The following is a 13,946-nucleotide window of genomic DNA, read 5'->3' as shown; positions in this document are numbered from 1 at the left end:
CAATCGCGACGGGACGATCCTGGAACGCAGATCTCCTCGCCTCCCGCATCGCTGGCACGGATGCGCTCGCCGCCCGCGAGGACCTCACCGAGCGGTCGGTCCGGATGACGGTTTCGCTCGCGAATCTCTCGCCGGCCATCGTCCGTGCCATCCTCGACGGCCGGCTGCCACGCGGCATCGGCATCGCCCGCTTGGCTGAGCTTCCAGCTTCCTGGGCCGAACAGCATCGAGAACTCGGGCTGTAGCATCGCGTCCGGTTCGCGCGCTGGACCGAGTCCGGGAACGCGCTCTTACGCCCATATCTGAGCTTCGCTGGCCAGAGGTGCTTGTCGATCCGAGCGCATCGCCTTCACATCCGCGGAAACGAGGATGCGAGCATCAGAGACACGGCCGCTTATCGGGCCGGATTGGTCGTCTGAGACGGGCAGAGACCGGTAGGAGAGCTACGAGCCCGAGCTAAGTTACGGATACTGCGGAGAAACTCCGGACCGCCACAAGCTAGCGAGTTTAGGTAGACTGTGTGGTGGAGCCAAGCGGGATCGAACCGCTGACCTCGTGAATGCCATTCACGCGCTCTCCCAACTGAGCTATGGCCCCGACCTCTGTGCGGCGTTGGGTCCGCACCGGCCGCCGCAGCGGCGAGGGGCCTCTATAGAGAGGCTGGCTTGCGGGTTCAAGCCTTACTCGAAGCGAAGAAGCTCCCGACGCCACATGCGATGACCGGCGAGGCCGGTGAATCCGAACCGGGCCGGATCGTCAGCTTTCCTCGTCGTCCTCGATGTCGCTGTCGACGAGACCGACGACGTCGCCGCCCTCGCCCTCTTCCTCCTCTTCCAAGAAGGTGTCGTCCGCCGCGCCCTCTTCGCCGAGGACGGTCTCGTCCTCCACGACGCCGGCGGTTTCCTCCTCAGCAGCGCCGACTTCTTCGAGGGAGACGGTCTCCGGTCCGGCAGGAGCCACCGCCTCGTCGTCCTCGACCGGAGCCCTGGACGCACGGGACGCACCCCGCGCCGGAGGCTGCGGTTCGAAACTCGCCCGGGAGAGCGCTTCGCCCGTATAGGGCGATACGATCGGATCCTGGTTGAGGTCGTAGAATTTGCGCCCCGTCGTCGGGCAAACGCGTTTTGTGCCGAGCTCTGGTCTGGCCACGGGGAAACCTTGGAATCGGGATGAGAGAGGCGGCCCGTTAGGCGGCCCCCTGGTTCATGTCAAATCGGCGATGCGGGGCTCCGGTGCAACCCCCGGGCCGCACCGGAGCCCCGTTTTCGCGCGATCGCGGTCGCCGGCTTGCCCCGCTCCGAGTGCTTCGCCATGCTCGCCGGCGCGGCGGAGCGGGACGATGAGCAGAGCGAAACGGCGGTCCTTCGAATCGGGACACCGGCCGAAATTCCTCGTCGTGGCGGATGGCACGACCGAGAGCGGACGCGCCATCCATTTCGCGGCCCGGCGCTCCGCCCGGACCGGGGCCAGCATGATCGTGCTCGGCGTCGTCACGCCGCCCGAGGGCTTCGAGTGGCTCGGCGTCGGCGACGCGATCCGGGCCGAGGCCGAGGAGGAGGTCGAGACGCTGCTCGACCAGGCGACGGCGACGGCCAAGGCCGCGGCCGGCGTCGACCCCGAACGCGCCGTGCGGGAGGGCGATCGGCCCGAGGCGATCCTCGCCCTCATCGAGGAGGATCAGGACATTTCGTTTCTGGTCCTTGCGGCCGCGACCGACAGCTCCGGCCCCGGCCCCCTGGTCGCGAACATCGCCGGCAAAGGCTCCTCCACCTTTCCGATCCCGATCGTGATCGTGCCGGGGAATCTCGCCGACGAGGAGATCGACGCCCTCGCCGGCTGACCACCGGGCGCTTGGATTCGGGTGCACGGGCGCACACATCAAGCGTGAGCCGTGCTATGGGCGGGCAACGCCGCTGCACAGCCCGCGACCAGAGGGTCCATCATGTTCATCCAGACCGAAGCGACGCCGAATCCGGCGACCCTGAAATTTCTCCCCGGCCGCGTCGTGCTGCCGACCGGGACTTTCGACGCGTCGAATGCGGAAGCCGCAGCGGGCTCGCCTCTCGCTTCCCGCCTCATCGCACTGCCCGAGGTGACGGGCGTGTTCCTCGGCTACGACTTCGTCACCGTAACCAAGCGCGACGGCGAGTGGCAGCAGCTGAAGCCCGCGATCCTGGGCGAGATCATGGAGCATTTCCTGTCCGGCGCGCCCGTGCTGGTCGAGGGCGGCGCGCAGCCGACCACCGACGCCGAGGAATTCTTCGATCCGGCCGACAGCGAGACGGTGACGACGATCAAGGACCTGCTCGAGACGCGCGTCCGCCCGGCCGTCGCCGGCGACGGCGGCGACATCACTTTCCGGGGTTTTCGGGACGGCGTCGTCTATCTCAACATGAAGGGCTCGTGCTCAGGCTGCCCGTCCTCGACGGCGACCCTGAAATACGGCATCCAGAACCTGCTCCGGCATTTCGTCCCCGACGTGCGGGAAGTCGAAGCAGTCTGAGCGGACGGACGATGCGGGTTCTGGCGATCGATACGGCGCTCGGTCAGTGCGGGGCCTGCATTCTCGAGACGGACGATCCTGAACCGCTGAGCGCCGAATCGCTCGCCATGGAGCGCGGCCACGCGGAAGCGCTTCTGCCTCTTATCGATCGGGTCGTTTCGCGGGTCGAGGGATCCTTCTCCTCCCTCGACCTCGTGGCCGTGACCATCGGACCCGGCAGTTTCACGGGATTGCGGGTCGGGATCGCGGCTGCGCGGGCCATCGGTCTCGCGGTGCCCTGCCCCGTCGTCGGCGTGACCACGCTTTCGGCCCTGATGGCGCCCATCCTCGAGGACGCGCCCCGTCGGCTCGTCGTCGCCGCCATCGATGCCCGCGGCGGCCGCGTCTATGCCCAAGCCATCGCCGCCTCGGGCCGACTGATCATCCCGCCCTCCGTCCTAACGATCCGGGAGGTCGTGCGCTCGCTCGGCTCCGGCCCCGTGATCGTGGTCGGATCGGGCGCGGCCGCGATCGTGACCGACGCGGTCGCCGTCGGGGTCGATGCCCGGGTCCATCCGGCGCTACCCGTGCCGGATCTTGCCTGGGTCGCGAGGCTCGGGGCGGTGGCGGATCCTGACGAGGCTCTGCCGCGTCCGCTCTACCTCGTCTCGCCCGACGCCCGCCCGCAGGACGGGGCGCGGCTTCCGCTTCAGTGAACTGGTTCAAGCGCTTCGGCGCGGCGCGCGGCGCCCTCCGAATCGGGCCGGTTTCGGACCATGCCGAGCGCCTGGCCGAAATTCACGCGGGCGCTTTCGCGAGGCCTTGGGGGGCGGACGAGTTCGAGACCTTCCTGGCCGACCGAGCCATCCGGATCGACGGCCTGTTCGTCGGGCGGGCCCGCCTGCCGGCCGGTTTCGCGGTGTCCCGGCTCGTGCTGGACGAGGCCGAGATCCTGAGCGTCGCCCTCGCCCGCCCATTCCGGGGCCATGGCCATTCCCGCACGCTCCTCGCCTATCATCTCCAGGCGCTTGCCCATGCCGGAATCGCCCGGGTCCATCTCGAGGTCGAGGAGGGCAACCTGCCCGCACTCGCCCTCTATCGCCGGCTCGGCTTCCGCCAGAGCGGGGTCAGGCCGGGCTATTACGCGCGGCCGGACGGGACGCGAGCCTCGGCCATGTCGATGACCAAGATCGTGTCGGGGCCGGCACTCGGGCCGTCTCCGTGAGGCTGCCCGGGATCGCTTGGCGCCTCGTCGTCCTGGGCCTCGTCTTCCTGGCGGTCGTTCCCCTGCAATATGCCGGCACCCGCTGGAACTGGCGCCTGGCCGGGCGGCTCCCGATCGCGTTTCACCGGCTCTTCCTGCGGCTGTTCAGCGTTCGGGTCACGGTTCTTGGCGCCCCGCCTTCCGCCGCGACGCCTTCGCTCGTGCTGGCCAACCACGTCTCCTGGCTCGACATCTCGGTGATTTCGAGCCTCGTCCCGCTCTCCTTCATTGCCAAGCAGGAGATCGCCGGCTGGCCCCTCGTCGGAGCGCTCGCCCGGCTGCAGCGCTGCGTCTTCCTCGACCGGGGTCGCAAGGCCGCGACCGCCGAGGTCAACGCGGTCGTCGCGCGCCGCCTTGCCGCCGGGGACCATATCGTCCTGTTTCCGGAAGGAACGACCGGCGACGGCCTTCGCCTGCTTCCGTTCCGGTCCTCGCTCGTCGGCGCTGCCCGAGCCGCCCTCTCCGAGCCGAGCCTCGACACGATCCGGCTCCAGCCGCTCGCCATCGTCTATACGGCCCGGAACGGGCTGCCGGTCACGCGGCGCGAGATGCCGGACATCGCCTGGTATGGCGACATGGAGCTCGCGCCCCACCTCTCCGCCTTCGTCCGCCATGGCCCGCTCGACGTGGTGGTGGTCTGGGGCGACCCGATCCTCTTCGACGCCGCGACCGACCGGAAGCGGGCGAGCGCCGAGGCGGAGAACGCCGTCCGGTCCGCCCTCCGGCAGGTCCGCACCGGCTCGCCGCTCGTTCCCATGCGTGCGGTCGGCAGCTATTCTCTTGAGGCCGGGGCTGGCGTAGAGATGAAGCGGATCGAGACCATCGGGACCAGGCAACGCCGCGCGTGAAAACCGTCTTCGTGAAATCCTATGGCTGCCAGATGAACGTCTACGACGCGGCCCGCATGGCCGACGTCATGGCCGGCGAGGGCTACGGGGAGGCGGCGAGCGTGGAGGAGGCGGATCTCGTCATCCTGAACACCTGCCACATCCGGGAGAAGGCCTCCGACAAGGTCTATTCCGAGCTGGGGCGCCTGCGCGTCCTCAAGGCCGAGCGTCGCGCCGAGGGCCGCTCGGCCGAGATCGTGGTCGCGGGTTGCATCGCCCAGGCCGAGGGCCGCGAGATCATCCGGCGCCAGCCGGCGGTGGATGCCGTCGTGGGCCCGCAGAGCTATCATCGCCTGCCCGCTCTCCTGGCCGAAGCCCGGCGCACCGGGTCGGCGGTCGACACCGATTTCCCGGCCGAGGGCAAGTTCGGCGCGCTGCCGCCCGTCTCCGCCGCGCGCCGGCGCGGCGTCTCCGCCTTCCTGACGGTTCAGGAAGGCTGCGACAAATTCTGCACCTTCTGCGTCGTCCCCTATACCCGAGGGGCGGAAATCTCACGCCCGGTCGCGGCGATCCTCGACGAGGCGAAGCGTCTGCTGGACGCCGGCATCCGCGAGATCACGTTGATCGGCCAGAACGTGAATGCCTATCACGGGCTGGACGAGGCGGGCCGGCCCGCGACGCTCGCCCGGCTCTTGGAGCGCCTGGCCGGCTTCCCCGGCCTCGCGCGGCTCCGCTACACGACGAGCCACCCGAACGACATGAGCGACGACCTCATCGCGGCCCATCGCGAGCTGCCGGTGCTGATGCCGTTCCTGCACCTGCCCGTCCAGGCCGGGTCCGACCGGGTTCTGGCCGCGATGAACCGCCGCCACACGGCGGACCATTACCGCCGCATCGTCGACCGGATCCGGGCGGTCCGGCCCGACATCGCGCTATCCTCCGACTTCATCGTCGGCTTCCCGGGCGAGACCGAGGACGAGTTCGAGGCGACGCTCCGGCTCGCGGCCGAGATCGGCTTCGCCTCGGCCTATGCGTTCAAATACTCGCCCCGGCCCGGCACGCCGGCAGAGGAGCGTGCCGGCCAGGTGCCCGAGGTCGTGAAAGCCGAGCGCCTCGCCCGCCTCCAGGCCGTGCTCGACGCCGACCGGAAGCGTCTCGACCGCGAGACCGTGGGCCGGCAGGTCGAGATGATGATCGAGAAGCCCGGCCGTCATCCGGGCCAGCTGGCCGGGAAGTCGCCCCAGCTCCAGGCCATCCAGGTCCAGGGGCTGGAGGCCGAGATCGGCGATGTGGTGCCGGTTCTCGTCACCGCGACGGGCCCGAACAGCCTGTTCGCGATTCCGGCGGTCGCGGGACGAGGCGAGGCCGTCCTGGCCGGCCTCACGGCGGCCGCGTGAGGCGAACCACCATGCGTCCCGGCGGAAACCTGCCTGTGCGCGATGCGCGCGGATTCGAGACGATCGTCCCGTCCGCGCTCGATGTGCCGGCGGGCCTTGCGCCGGCCGGTATCGGCGAGGTCGCGGAGATCACGCTCACCTTCGACGACAATTCCGCGGCCGGGCTCGTCTTCGGCCATTACGACCAGAATCTCGCCCACATCGAGCGGCGGCTCGGCGTGCTCCTCAACGCGCTCGGCAACCGCGTCGTCGTGAAAGGGCCGCCGGACCTCGCGGCCCGGGCGCGCCGGATCCTGGAAAACCTCTACGAGCGGGTCCGCAAGGAGGGCGCGCTCACGCTCGGCGACGTGGACGGAGTCATCCAGGAGAGCGCGCTCCAGGGCAGCCTGTTCCCGCAAGCCGAAGCGCCGCCCAGCACGGATCGGAGCCGCTTCGAGCAGATCGCGACTCGCAAGCGCGGGCCGGTCCGGGCCCGCAACGCCGCCCAGGACGCCTATCTCCGGGCCCTGCGCGAGAACGAACTCGTCTTCGCCGACGGACCGGCCGGGACCGGCAAGACCTGGCTGGCGGTCGGCTATGCCGTGTCGCTGCTGGAGGCCGGGCAGGCCGAGCGCCTCATCCTGTCTCGGCCCGCGGTCGAGGCGGGCGAGCGGCTCGGCTTCCTGCCGGGCGACATGCGCGACAAGGTCGATCCTTATCTCCGGCCGATCTACGACGCGCTCTACGATTTCATGGAGGCCCGTCATGTCGAGCGCGGGCTCCAGACCGGCATGATCGAGGTCGCGCCCCTCGCCTTCATGCGCGGCCGGACGCTCACCAATGCCGTGGTTCTTCTCGACGAGGCCCAGAACACCACTTCGATGCAGATGAAGATGTTCCTGACCCGCCTCGGCGAAGGCTCTCGCATGATCATCAATGGCGACCCGAGCCAGATCGACCTTCCGGCGGGGCAGCGCTCCGGCCTGATCGAGGCGGTCCGCATCCTCGAGGGGGTCGAGGGCGTAGGACGCGTCAAGTTCCGCGACGTCGACGTCGTCCGGCACGACCTCGTGCGCCGCATCGTCACCGCCTACGAGAGCGCGAGCCGGACGGATCCGGGACCCCCGCGGCCGTGATCGCGCTCGAGGTCGAGATCGAGGCCGAGAGCTGGAACGTGCTGAGCGACGTCGAGGCGCTGTGCAGCCGTGCCGCGACGGCGGCGCTGGCGGCGCTGCCGGACGGACGCTCCGGGGACGATCTCGCGGCGACGCTCCTCCTCGCCGACGACGCGGCCGTCCGCGAGCTGAACCGGGCCTGGCGCGACCAGGACAAGCCGACCAACGTCCTGTCCTTCCCGGCGCCGCCGCTGCCCGGTTCGCCGCGTCACCTCGGCGACATCGCCCTCGCCTACGAGACCGTGGCCCGCGAGGCGGAGGCGGACGGGAAGTCGGTCGCCGACCACGCCTCGCATCTCGTCGTGCACGGCCTTCTCCATCTCCTCGGCCACGATCACGGCAATGACCGCGAGGCCGAGATCATGGAGGGGATCGAGATCGCGGCGCTGGCCCGGCTCGGCATTCCGGACCCGTATCGCTCCGGTGCGGCCGTCGAAGATCGGCGCGCGGCACCATGAGCGACGATCGCGGCGAGCAGCGCCCGAACGAGATCGAAGTCCCCCGCGAGGGATGGCTCGAGCGCCTGATCGGACGCTTCGGCCACCGGCCCCGCGAATCCATGCGGGACGACCTCCAGGAGGTCCTGTCGGACGCGACCGAGGCCGCCGACCTCTCGCCGCGCGAGCGGCTCATGCTGAAGAACGTGCTCGGCTTCCATCGTATCCGGGTGAGCGACGTGATGGTGCCGCGGGCCGACATCATCGCGGTCTCGTCCGACATGACGCTGGGCGAGGTGCTGCAGATCTTCCGCACGGCCGGCCATTCCCGCCTTCCTGCCTATGGCGAGACGCTCGACGAGCCGCTCGGCATGGTCCACATCAGGGACTTCGTCGACCATCTCGCCAAGGCCGGCGTCGCGCAGCCTCCGCCCGAGACGGTCGGCCCCGAGCCGCCCCCGGCCGAGCTCTCCGTGGACCTCTCCGTGACGCTCGCCAGCGCCGACATGCTGCGCCCGGTCCTCTTCGTGCCGCGCTCGATGCCGGCGATCGACCTTCTCGGCCGCATGCAGGTGCAGCACACGCATATGGCGCTCGTCATCGACGAATATGGCGGGACCGATGGCCTTGTCTCGATCGAGGACCTTGTCGAGACGGTGGTCGGCGATATCGAGGACGAGCACGACGAGGTCGAGCATATGATCGTCGTCGAGGAGGCCGGCACCTTGCTGGCCGATGCCCGGGCCGGGCTCGACGAGGTCTCCGAGGCGCTCGGGGGCGAACTCGGCGTCGCGGCCGAACACGAGGGCGTGGATACGCTGGGCGGCTTCATCGTCGCCCGGATCGGCCGCGTCCCGGCCCGGGGCGAACTCATCGCCGGCCCGGACGGGCTCGAATTCGAGGTGCTGGACGCCGATCCGCGCCGCCTGAAGCGGGTGCGCATCCACCGCCGCTCGGCCGCGACCGAACCCGCTGCGACGACCGCAGGCGAGCCCGGCCCGGCCACGCGTCCGGACAACGGCCCTGCCGGAGACCGGGACCTGCGCAGCTGATGCGGGCCATCGCCGACCGCATCATCCTGCTCGCAGGATGGCGCCGCGCGCTCGTCGCCACCCTGGCCGGCGCCGTCGGCGCCCTGTCGATGCCGCCTCTCGGCATCTGGCCCGCCTTGGCGATCTCCCTGACGGCTGCCGTCTGGCTCCTCGACGGGTCGGCCGCCGGCAACTCGGCCGGCAGGGCCGCGACCCTCCGGCGCGCCGCGATCGTCGGCTGGTTCTGGGGGTTCGGCTATTTCGTGGCCGGGCTCTGGTGGATCGGTGCGGCCTTCCTGGTCGAGGCCGACGTCTTCGCCTGGCTGCTGCCGGCAGGGGTCCTCGGCCTCCCGGCGGTCCTCGCCTTGTTTCCTGCGTTCGGCTTCGCGCTCGCCCGGCTTCTCTGGTCGCGTGGGCCGGGGCGGCTCTTCGCGCTCGCTGTCGGACTGACCGTCTCCGAGTGGCTGCGCGGGCATCTCTTTACCGGCTTTCCCTGGAACACGCTCGGCCTCGCCCTTGGCCAGAACGAGTGGCTGATGCAATCGGCCTCGGTACTCGGCCTTTGGGGTCTGACCCTGGTCGCCGTCCTGGCGCTCGCGACGCCCGCCACCCTCGGGACCGAAGACACGCGGGCCGGCCGCGCCGCGGCGCCTGTCCTCGCGACCGCGCTCCTCGCCGTCATGGCCCTGCTAGGGGCCCAGCGCCTCGCCACGGGCGAGGTTCCGGCGGTCGCCGGCGTCAAGCTCCGTGTCATGCAGCCGAACCTGCCCCAGGATGCCAAATTCCGGCCGGCCAACGGCTCCAAGATCCTGCGCGATTACTTGGCGCTGAGCGACCGGGCCACCTCGCCCGACAGGACCGGGCTCGGCGACATCACCCACCTGATCTGGCCCGAATCCGCCTTCCCGTTCTTGCTCCATCGCGAACCGAACGCGCTCGCCCAGATCGCCGCAATGCTGCCGCGTGGTGGGATCCTGGTCACCGGCGCCGCCCGGCAGGGGGAGGGTCTCCCGGGGGAGGTCGGCGGCCGCTTCTACAATTCCATTCAGGCGATCGGGTCGGACGGAGCCGTGGTCGCCACCTACGACAAGGTCCATCTCGTGCCGTTCGGGGAATATGTTCCGCACATGCTCGATGCGGCTTTGCGCAGCATCGGCATCCGTGAATTCGTGAAGATGCCGGGCGGGTTCACGCCGGGCGAGCGCCGGGCGGCTCTGCGGGTGGCGGGGCTGCCGCCCGCGGCTGCCACGGTCTGCTACGAGGCGATCTTCCCAGACGAGGTCGTGCCGGATGGTCCCAGGCCGGGCCTCATCCTGAACGTCACGAATGACGGCTGGTTCGGGCAGACCGCGGGTCCCTACCAGCATTTCGCCCAGGCCCGGCTCCGGAGCGTCGAGACGGGGCTGCCGCTGGTCCGGGCCGCGAATACCGGGATCTCCGCGGTCGTCGACCCCTATGGCCGCATCTGGTCGTCCCTTCCCCTTGGCCAGGAGGGAATCCTCGATTCCGCGCTGCCCGCCGCGATCGCGCCCACATTACAAGCGCAATTTGGTAAGCTCATCGCGATTGTGTTGTGTACGTTTTGTGCCGCAGTCGCTATCGGAGCCCGAGGCAGGCTGCGGCGGTGAACCCGCAGCGGCGCCGGTTGGAGTTTCGGGATCATGAAGAAAGCGGCGAACGAGGTCGACCGGCATGTCGGTGGACGTGTCCGCATGCGTCGGATGCTGATCGGGATGAGCCAGGAAAAGCTGGGCGCGGCGCTCGGGCTAACCTTTCAGCAGGTCCAGAAATACGAGAAGGGAACGAACCGGATCAGCGCTAGCCGGCTTCAGCAATTGTCGGGCATTCTGGGCGTCGGTATCGACTACTTCTATGATGGATCTCCGGGCCACGAGAGTGCCGCGCCGGGTTTCGCCGACGGTGCCGCGGCCGGATATCAGGCCGAGGTGATGACTGCCGAGGGGCTCAAGCTCATCCGCGCCTTCCAGGCCATCCGGGAGCCGAAGGTCCGCCGCAAACTCCTGGACCTCGCTGTCGCGCTGTCGGGCGCCAAGGACGACCCCCGTTCGGAATAAAGAACACTCGTTCGCTTGACCGGGCGGCAGCCGGATGGCACATGCGCGCGTTCGCCGCCCGGACAGGGCGGACGACCCCTTTCCGGCATACGACGCGGAGTCGAGCGTGGCGCGACCAAATTACCTGTTCACCAGTGAATCCGTTTCCGAAGGTCATCCGGACAAGGTCTGCGACCGGATTTCCGACGAGGTCGTCGATGCCTTCTATCGCGCCGGCGCCACGGAAGGGCTGGATCCCTGGGGCATCCGGGCCGCCTGCGAAACGCTGGCCACGACGAACCGGGTCGTCATCGCCGGCGAGTATCGTGGTCCGAAGAGCGTCGACGAATCCGCCATCGACGAGATCACGCGCAAGGCGATCAAGGATATCGGCTACGAGCAGGACGGCTTCCACTGGAAGACGGCCAAGATCGAAGTCCTGCTGCATCCGCAATCGGCCGACATCGCGCAGGGCGTGGATGCGTCCGGCAATAAGGACGAGGGCGCGGGCGACCAGGGCATCATGTTCGGCTATGCCTGTCGCGAGACGCCGGAACTGATGCCGGCGCCGATCTACTACTCACACAAAATATTGAAGCTGTTGACCGATGCCCGGAAGTCCGGCGCGGCGCCGAAGCTCGGCCCCGACGCGAAGAGCCAGGTCACGGTGCGCTACGAGAACGGCAAGCCGGTCGCGGCGACCCAGATCGTGCTCTCGACCCAGCATCTCGATCCGGATCTCTCCTCCGAGGACGTCCGCGAGATCGTCGAGCCCTATATCCGCAAGGCGTTGCCGGAGGGCTGGATCTCGTCCGAAACAATCTGGCACGTGAACCCGACCGGCAAGTTCGTGATCGGCGGCCCGGACGGCGATTGCGGCCTTACCGGCCGCAAGATCATCGTCGATACCTATGGCGGGGCGGCCCCGCACGGTGGCGGCGCCTTCTCGGGCAAGGACCCGACCAAGGTCGACCGCTCGGCCGCCTATGCGGCCCGCTACCTGGCCAAGAACGTCGTCGCGGCCGGCCTCGCGGAGCGCTGCACCATCCAGCTCTCCTACGCGATCGGCGTTGCGAAGCCGCTCTCGGTCTATGCCGATCTCCAAGGGGGCCAGGTCGACGCTGCGAAGCTCGAAGCGGCGCTGATGGAGGTCATGGACCTGTCTCCGCGCGGCATCCGCAGCCATCTCGACCTGAACAAGGCGATCTACGCGCGCACCTCGGCCTATGGCCATTTCGGGCGCGAGCCCGATTCAGAGGGCGGCTTCTCCTGGGAGCGGACCGACCTCGCCGACCAGCTCCGCTCCGCGCTGAGCTGAGCGGCCCCGGTCGGCATGGGCGAGGAGCCGGAGCGGTCCGGCTCCTTCTTCGGACGCCGGAAGGGCAAGACCCTTCGGCCCGGCCATGAGCGGCTTCTCGGCGACGTCCTGCCGGCGCTGCGCATTGGCCTCGACGGTGACGGACATGCCCTCGGGTCGCGGCTCGACGAACAGTTCGGCAAGCCGGTTCGGGCCATTCATCTGGAGATCGGCTTCGGGGGCGGCGAGCACCTTCTCGCCGGAGCCCGGGCTCATCCCGACATCGGCTTCATCGGCTGCGAGCCTTTCGTCAACGGCATGGCGAAGCTGCTCGCCGTGGTCGAGGCCGAGGGACTCCGCAACATCCGAGTTTGGGACGAGGACGCGGCCGACCTCCTCGGCCGCCTGCCTGCCGCATCGATCGACCAAGCCTATCTCCTGTTTCCGGATCCCTGGCCGAAGCGGCGGCAGCGCAAGCGCCGTTTCGTCTCCGACCAGAACCTCGCCGCTCTCGCCCGCATCCTCGTGCCCGGGGCCGAGTTCCGCTTCGCGACCGACATCGACGATTATGCCGGCTGGACGCTGGCCCGCATCCTGCGCTCGCCGGATTTTCGTTGGCAGCCGAAGGGGCCGGACGATTGGCGTCGGCCCTGGCCCGGCTGGCCGGGGACGCGCTACGAGGCCAAGGCCCGGCGCGAGGGACGCCCGGCCTCCTACCTGACCTTCATCCGTATCTGATCCGCTCCGAGCGGGCGTGCCGGGCGCCATGGCCCGACGTTTCTCGCACTTTCAGGAAGTGCACCACCCGGGACGCGGTCGCCGAGGCGAGCGTGTCGAAGGTCTCCTCGGCGCGCCGGAAATGGTGGCGTTCCGACAGGTTCGGGTCGCGCAGGCGGAGCAGCGTCCGGACCGTTCGCCAGCTCCAGCCTCGGGCCTTGCCGATGACGAGGAGGAGATCGTTGTCGGGCTCCTCGATGATGCGTTCGACGCAGCCGATCGAGAGACCCGCGAGCGATGCCACCGCGGAGATCGTCTCGTCGATCCGGCCCTCTTCCGCCAGCCCGGCGATGTCCTCTTCGGTGATCGGCCGGCCGCGCAGCAAAGCGTCGACGCCCCTGGCCGCCGCCGCGTAGTTGCGGGGCGCGCGCCCGGGCTCCGAGCCGAACGAGGAGGCACCGCGTTCCACGGCGGCCTCGATCTCCCGCTCGGCGCCGGGAAGCGCCTCCAGCAGGCGGTGGCGCGCGAAGTCCTTGGCGAGGTCCATGACCTGCTTGCGCTCGAGCGGCGACAGGTCGGGCCGCTCGCCCAGGAGCGCTCCAAGAGCCTCGTCTTGCTTAGCATGCCCGATCAGGGTCGCGGTCCCTGTCGGCGAGAAACAGGCGCCGGGGTTGCTGACGATCGCATGGCGCACGACGCCGTCGCCTTCTGTCACGAGCACGTCGGTGACGACCGGCGACACGCGGGGTCGCTCGCAGATCGCCAGCATGTGGTCGCGGCCCTTCCCCAGCGCGATGGTCAGCAGGGTCTGGTCGTCCAGCCGGGGCGAGCCGGCGAGGACCGGTCGGGCGACCACGATCTCGTCGCTCGCGAGTTGCAGGATCAGGCGGGGCGGCGCGTTGGAAAGACTCGCCAGCCGTTCGGCCAGTTCCACCCGGGCCCGGGTCTCGATCGCGGTCGCGAAACGCTGGATCACCGTGTCGAAGAGGTCGACCTGCTCCGGCCCGAACGCGGACGAGCCGTTGACGAAGAGGTCGGTGATCCGGCGCAGCGTACGGGCGCGATCCTCGCCCGAACTCCGCCCGAGATTTCCCTCGACATCGCTGATCAGGCTGGAGATGGACAGCATCGTTCAAGCCTAGTCGACACTCCTCACCAGAGGGTGAACCGCACCGAAGCGGAGCACTCGTCCACAGGCCGCTGTGGAATTGTATCGGCCCGCTTTGAACCGCTGGACTCGTGGGGGATATAGTCGTCGGGAGGCTGATTCGCCGATCCGGTTCCCG

Annotated in this window: 15 protein-coding genes, 1 tRNA gene and 1 pseudogene; 14 read left to right on the top strand and 3 right to left on the bottom strand. The window is 69.4% G+C overall.

What is annotated here, in order from left to right; translation table 11 throughout:
- Window positions 1-245, top strand: a pseudogene (locus ACFE87_RS17215) (recombinase family protein); the annotation flags it as partial.
- A 276-nt stretch (window positions 246-521) separates the two neighbouring features.
- On the opposite strand, the gene ACFE87_RS17210 reads toward ACFE87_RS17215, so the two are convergent.
- A tRNA-Ala gene (locus ACFE87_RS17210) sits at window positions 522-597 on the bottom strand.
- A 159-nt stretch (window positions 598-756) separates the two neighbouring features.
- Window positions 757-1,149: a TIGR02300 family protein gene (locus ACFE87_RS17205; RefSeq protein ID WP_375460878.1), complete on the bottom strand. Its 393-nt coding sequence runs from the start codon at window positions 1,147-1,149 to the stop codon at window positions 757-759.
- Window positions 1,150-1,339: 190 nt separating this feature from the next.
- On the opposite strand from ACFE87_RS17205, the gene ACFE87_RS17200 reads away from it, so the two are divergent.
- The 13 genes from ACFE87_RS17200 to ACFE87_RS17140 all read left to right on the top strand — a co-directional run bounded on the left by ACFE87_RS17200 (window position 1,340) and on the right by ACFE87_RS17140 (window position 12,681).
- Entirely contained in the window at window positions 1,340-1,840 is a 501-nt protein-coding gene (locus tag ACFE87_RS17200; RefSeq protein WP_375460877.1) for a universal stress protein, read from the top strand.
- Window positions 1,841-1,942: 102 nt separating this feature from the next.
- A complete protein-coding gene (locus tag ACFE87_RS17195) occupies window positions 1,943-2,503 on the top strand; it encodes a NifU family protein (RefSeq protein WP_375460876.1) in 561 nt (186 codons plus the stop codon).
- 11 nt (window positions 2,504-2,514) lie between these two features.
- Window positions 2,515-3,198, top strand: a complete 684-nt coding sequence (gene tsaB, locus ACFE87_RS17190) for a tRNA (adenosine(37)-N6)-threonylcarbamoyltransferase complex dimerization subunit type 1 TsaB (protein ID WP_375460875.1) — start codon at window positions 2,515-2,517, stop codon at window positions 3,196-3,198.
- Entirely contained in the window at window positions 3,195-3,707 is a 513-nt protein-coding gene (locus ACFE87_RS17185) for a GNAT family N-acetyltransferase (RefSeq protein ID WP_375460874.1), read from the top strand. The genes tsaB and ACFE87_RS17185 overlap by 4 nt, the downstream gene beginning before the upstream one ends.
- Complete coding sequence (locus ACFE87_RS17180) at window positions 3,704-4,594, top strand: lysophospholipid acyltransferase family protein (RefSeq protein WP_375460873.1); 891 nt, start codon at window positions 3,704-3,706, stop codon at window positions 4,592-4,594. Before ACFE87_RS17185 ends, ACFE87_RS17180 begins: the two co-directional genes overlap by 4 nt.
- Window positions 4,591-5,970: a tRNA (N6-isopentenyl adenosine(37)-C2)-methylthiotransferase MiaB gene (gene miaB / locus ACFE87_RS17175; RefSeq protein WP_375460872.1), complete on the top strand. Its 1,380-nt coding sequence runs from the start codon at window positions 4,591-4,593 to the stop codon at window positions 5,968-5,970. The genes ACFE87_RS17180 and miaB overlap by 4 nt, the downstream gene beginning before the upstream one ends.
- 11 nt (window positions 5,971-5,981) lie before the next feature.
- The gene (locus ACFE87_RS17170; protein WP_375460871.1) at window positions 5,982-7,085 is read left to right on the top strand and encodes a PhoH family protein; all 1,104 of its coding nucleotides are present in this window, start codon (window positions 5,982-5,984) and stop codon (window positions 7,083-7,085) included.
- The gene (ybeY, locus tag ACFE87_RS17165; RefSeq protein ID WP_375460870.1) at window positions 7,082-7,582 is read left to right on the top strand and encodes an rRNA maturation RNase YbeY; all 501 of its coding nucleotides are present in this window, start codon (window positions 7,082-7,084) and stop codon (window positions 7,580-7,582) included. The genes ACFE87_RS17170 and ybeY overlap by 4 nt, the downstream gene beginning before the upstream one ends.
- The gene (locus ACFE87_RS17160; RefSeq protein WP_375460869.1) at window positions 7,579-8,613 is read left to right on the top strand and encodes a hemolysin family protein; all 1,035 of its coding nucleotides are present in this window, start codon (window positions 7,579-7,581) and stop codon (window positions 8,611-8,613) included. Before ybeY ends, ACFE87_RS17160 begins: the two co-directional genes overlap by 4 nt.
- Window positions 8,613-10,220 (top strand): apolipoprotein N-acyltransferase, encoded by a 1,608-nt coding sequence (gene lnt / locus ACFE87_RS17155; RefSeq protein WP_375460868.1) that lies wholly within the window; start codon window positions 8,613-8,615, stop codon window positions 10,218-10,220. Before ACFE87_RS17160 ends, lnt begins: the two co-directional genes overlap by 1 nt.
- A 93-nt stretch (window positions 10,221-10,313) precedes the next feature.
- Window positions 10,314-10,667, top strand: coding sequence for a helix-turn-helix domain-containing protein (locus tag ACFE87_RS17150; RefSeq protein ID WP_375460867.1), 354 nt, complete (start codon window positions 10,314-10,316; stop codon window positions 10,665-10,667).
- 106 nt (window positions 10,668-10,773) lie between these two features.
- Window positions 10,774-11,964: a methionine adenosyltransferase gene (metK, locus tag ACFE87_RS17145; RefSeq protein WP_375460866.1), complete on the top strand. Its 1,191-nt coding sequence runs from the start codon at window positions 10,774-10,776 to the stop codon at window positions 11,962-11,964.
- A gap of 15 nt (window positions 11,965-11,979) precedes the next feature.
- The gene (locus ACFE87_RS17140) at window positions 11,980-12,681 is read left to right on the top strand and encodes a tRNA (guanine(46)-N(7))-methyltransferase TrmB (RefSeq protein WP_375460865.1); all 702 of its coding nucleotides are present in this window, start codon (window positions 11,980-11,982) and stop codon (window positions 12,679-12,681) included.
- Here the strand turns inward: ACFE87_RS17140 and ACFE87_RS17135 are convergent.
- The gene (locus ACFE87_RS17135; protein WP_375460864.1) at window positions 12,668-13,789 is read right to left on the bottom strand and encodes a DUF2336 domain-containing protein; all 1,122 of its coding nucleotides are present in this window, start codon (window positions 13,787-13,789) and stop codon (window positions 12,668-12,670) included. The genes ACFE87_RS17140 and ACFE87_RS17135 overlap by 14 nt on opposite strands.
- Window positions 13,790-13,946: the final 157 nt, after the last annotated feature.

The organism is uncultured Enterovirga sp., assembly GCF_964242715.1.
Taxonomy (GTDB): Bacteria; Pseudomonadota; Alphaproteobacteria; order Rhizobiales; family Beijerinckiaceae; genus Enterovirga.
Note: the sequence above shows the minus strand (reverse complement) of the source record. Positions and strands in the feature narration are given on the sequence as shown.

What these genes read in the sequence shown, in the direction of transcription:
- ACFE87_RS17200 (WP_375460877.1), top strand. Translation starts at nt 1,340, where the DNA reads ATGAGCAGAGCGAAACGGCGGTCCTTCGAATCGGGACACCGGCCGAAA.
- ACFE87_RS17195 (WP_375460876.1), top strand. Translation starts at nt 1,943, where the DNA reads ATGTTCATCCAGACCGAAGCGACGCCGAATCCGGCGACCCTGAAATTT.
- tsaB (WP_375460875.1), top strand. Translation starts at nt 2,515, where the DNA reads ATGCGGGTTCTGGCGATCGATACGGCGCTCGGTCAGTGCGGGGCCTGC.
- ACFE87_RS17170 (WP_375460871.1), top strand. Translation starts at nt 5,982, where the DNA reads ATGCGTCCCGGCGGAAACCTGCCTGTGCGCGATGCGCGCGGATTCGAG.
- ACFE87_RS17160 (WP_375460869.1), top strand. Translation starts at nt 7,579, where the DNA reads ATGAGCGACGATCGCGGCGAGCAGCGCCCGAACGAGATCGAAGTCCCC.
- lnt (WP_375460868.1), top strand. Translation starts at nt 8,613, where the DNA reads ATGCGGGCCATCGCCGACCGCATCATCCTGCTCGCAGGATGGCGCCGC.
- ACFE87_RS17150 (WP_375460867.1), top strand. Translation starts at nt 10,314, where the DNA reads ATGCTGATCGGGATGAGCCAGGAAAAGCTGGGCGCGGCGCTCGGGCTA.
- ACFE87_RS17140 (WP_375460865.1), top strand. Translation starts at nt 11,980, where the DNA reads ATGGGCGAGGAGCCGGAGCGGTCCGGCTCCTTCTTCGGACGCCGGAAG.
- ACFE87_RS17135 (WP_375460864.1), bottom strand. Translation starts at nt 13,789, where the DNA reads ATGCTGTCCATCTCCAGCCTGATCAGCGATGTCGAGGGAAATCTCGGG.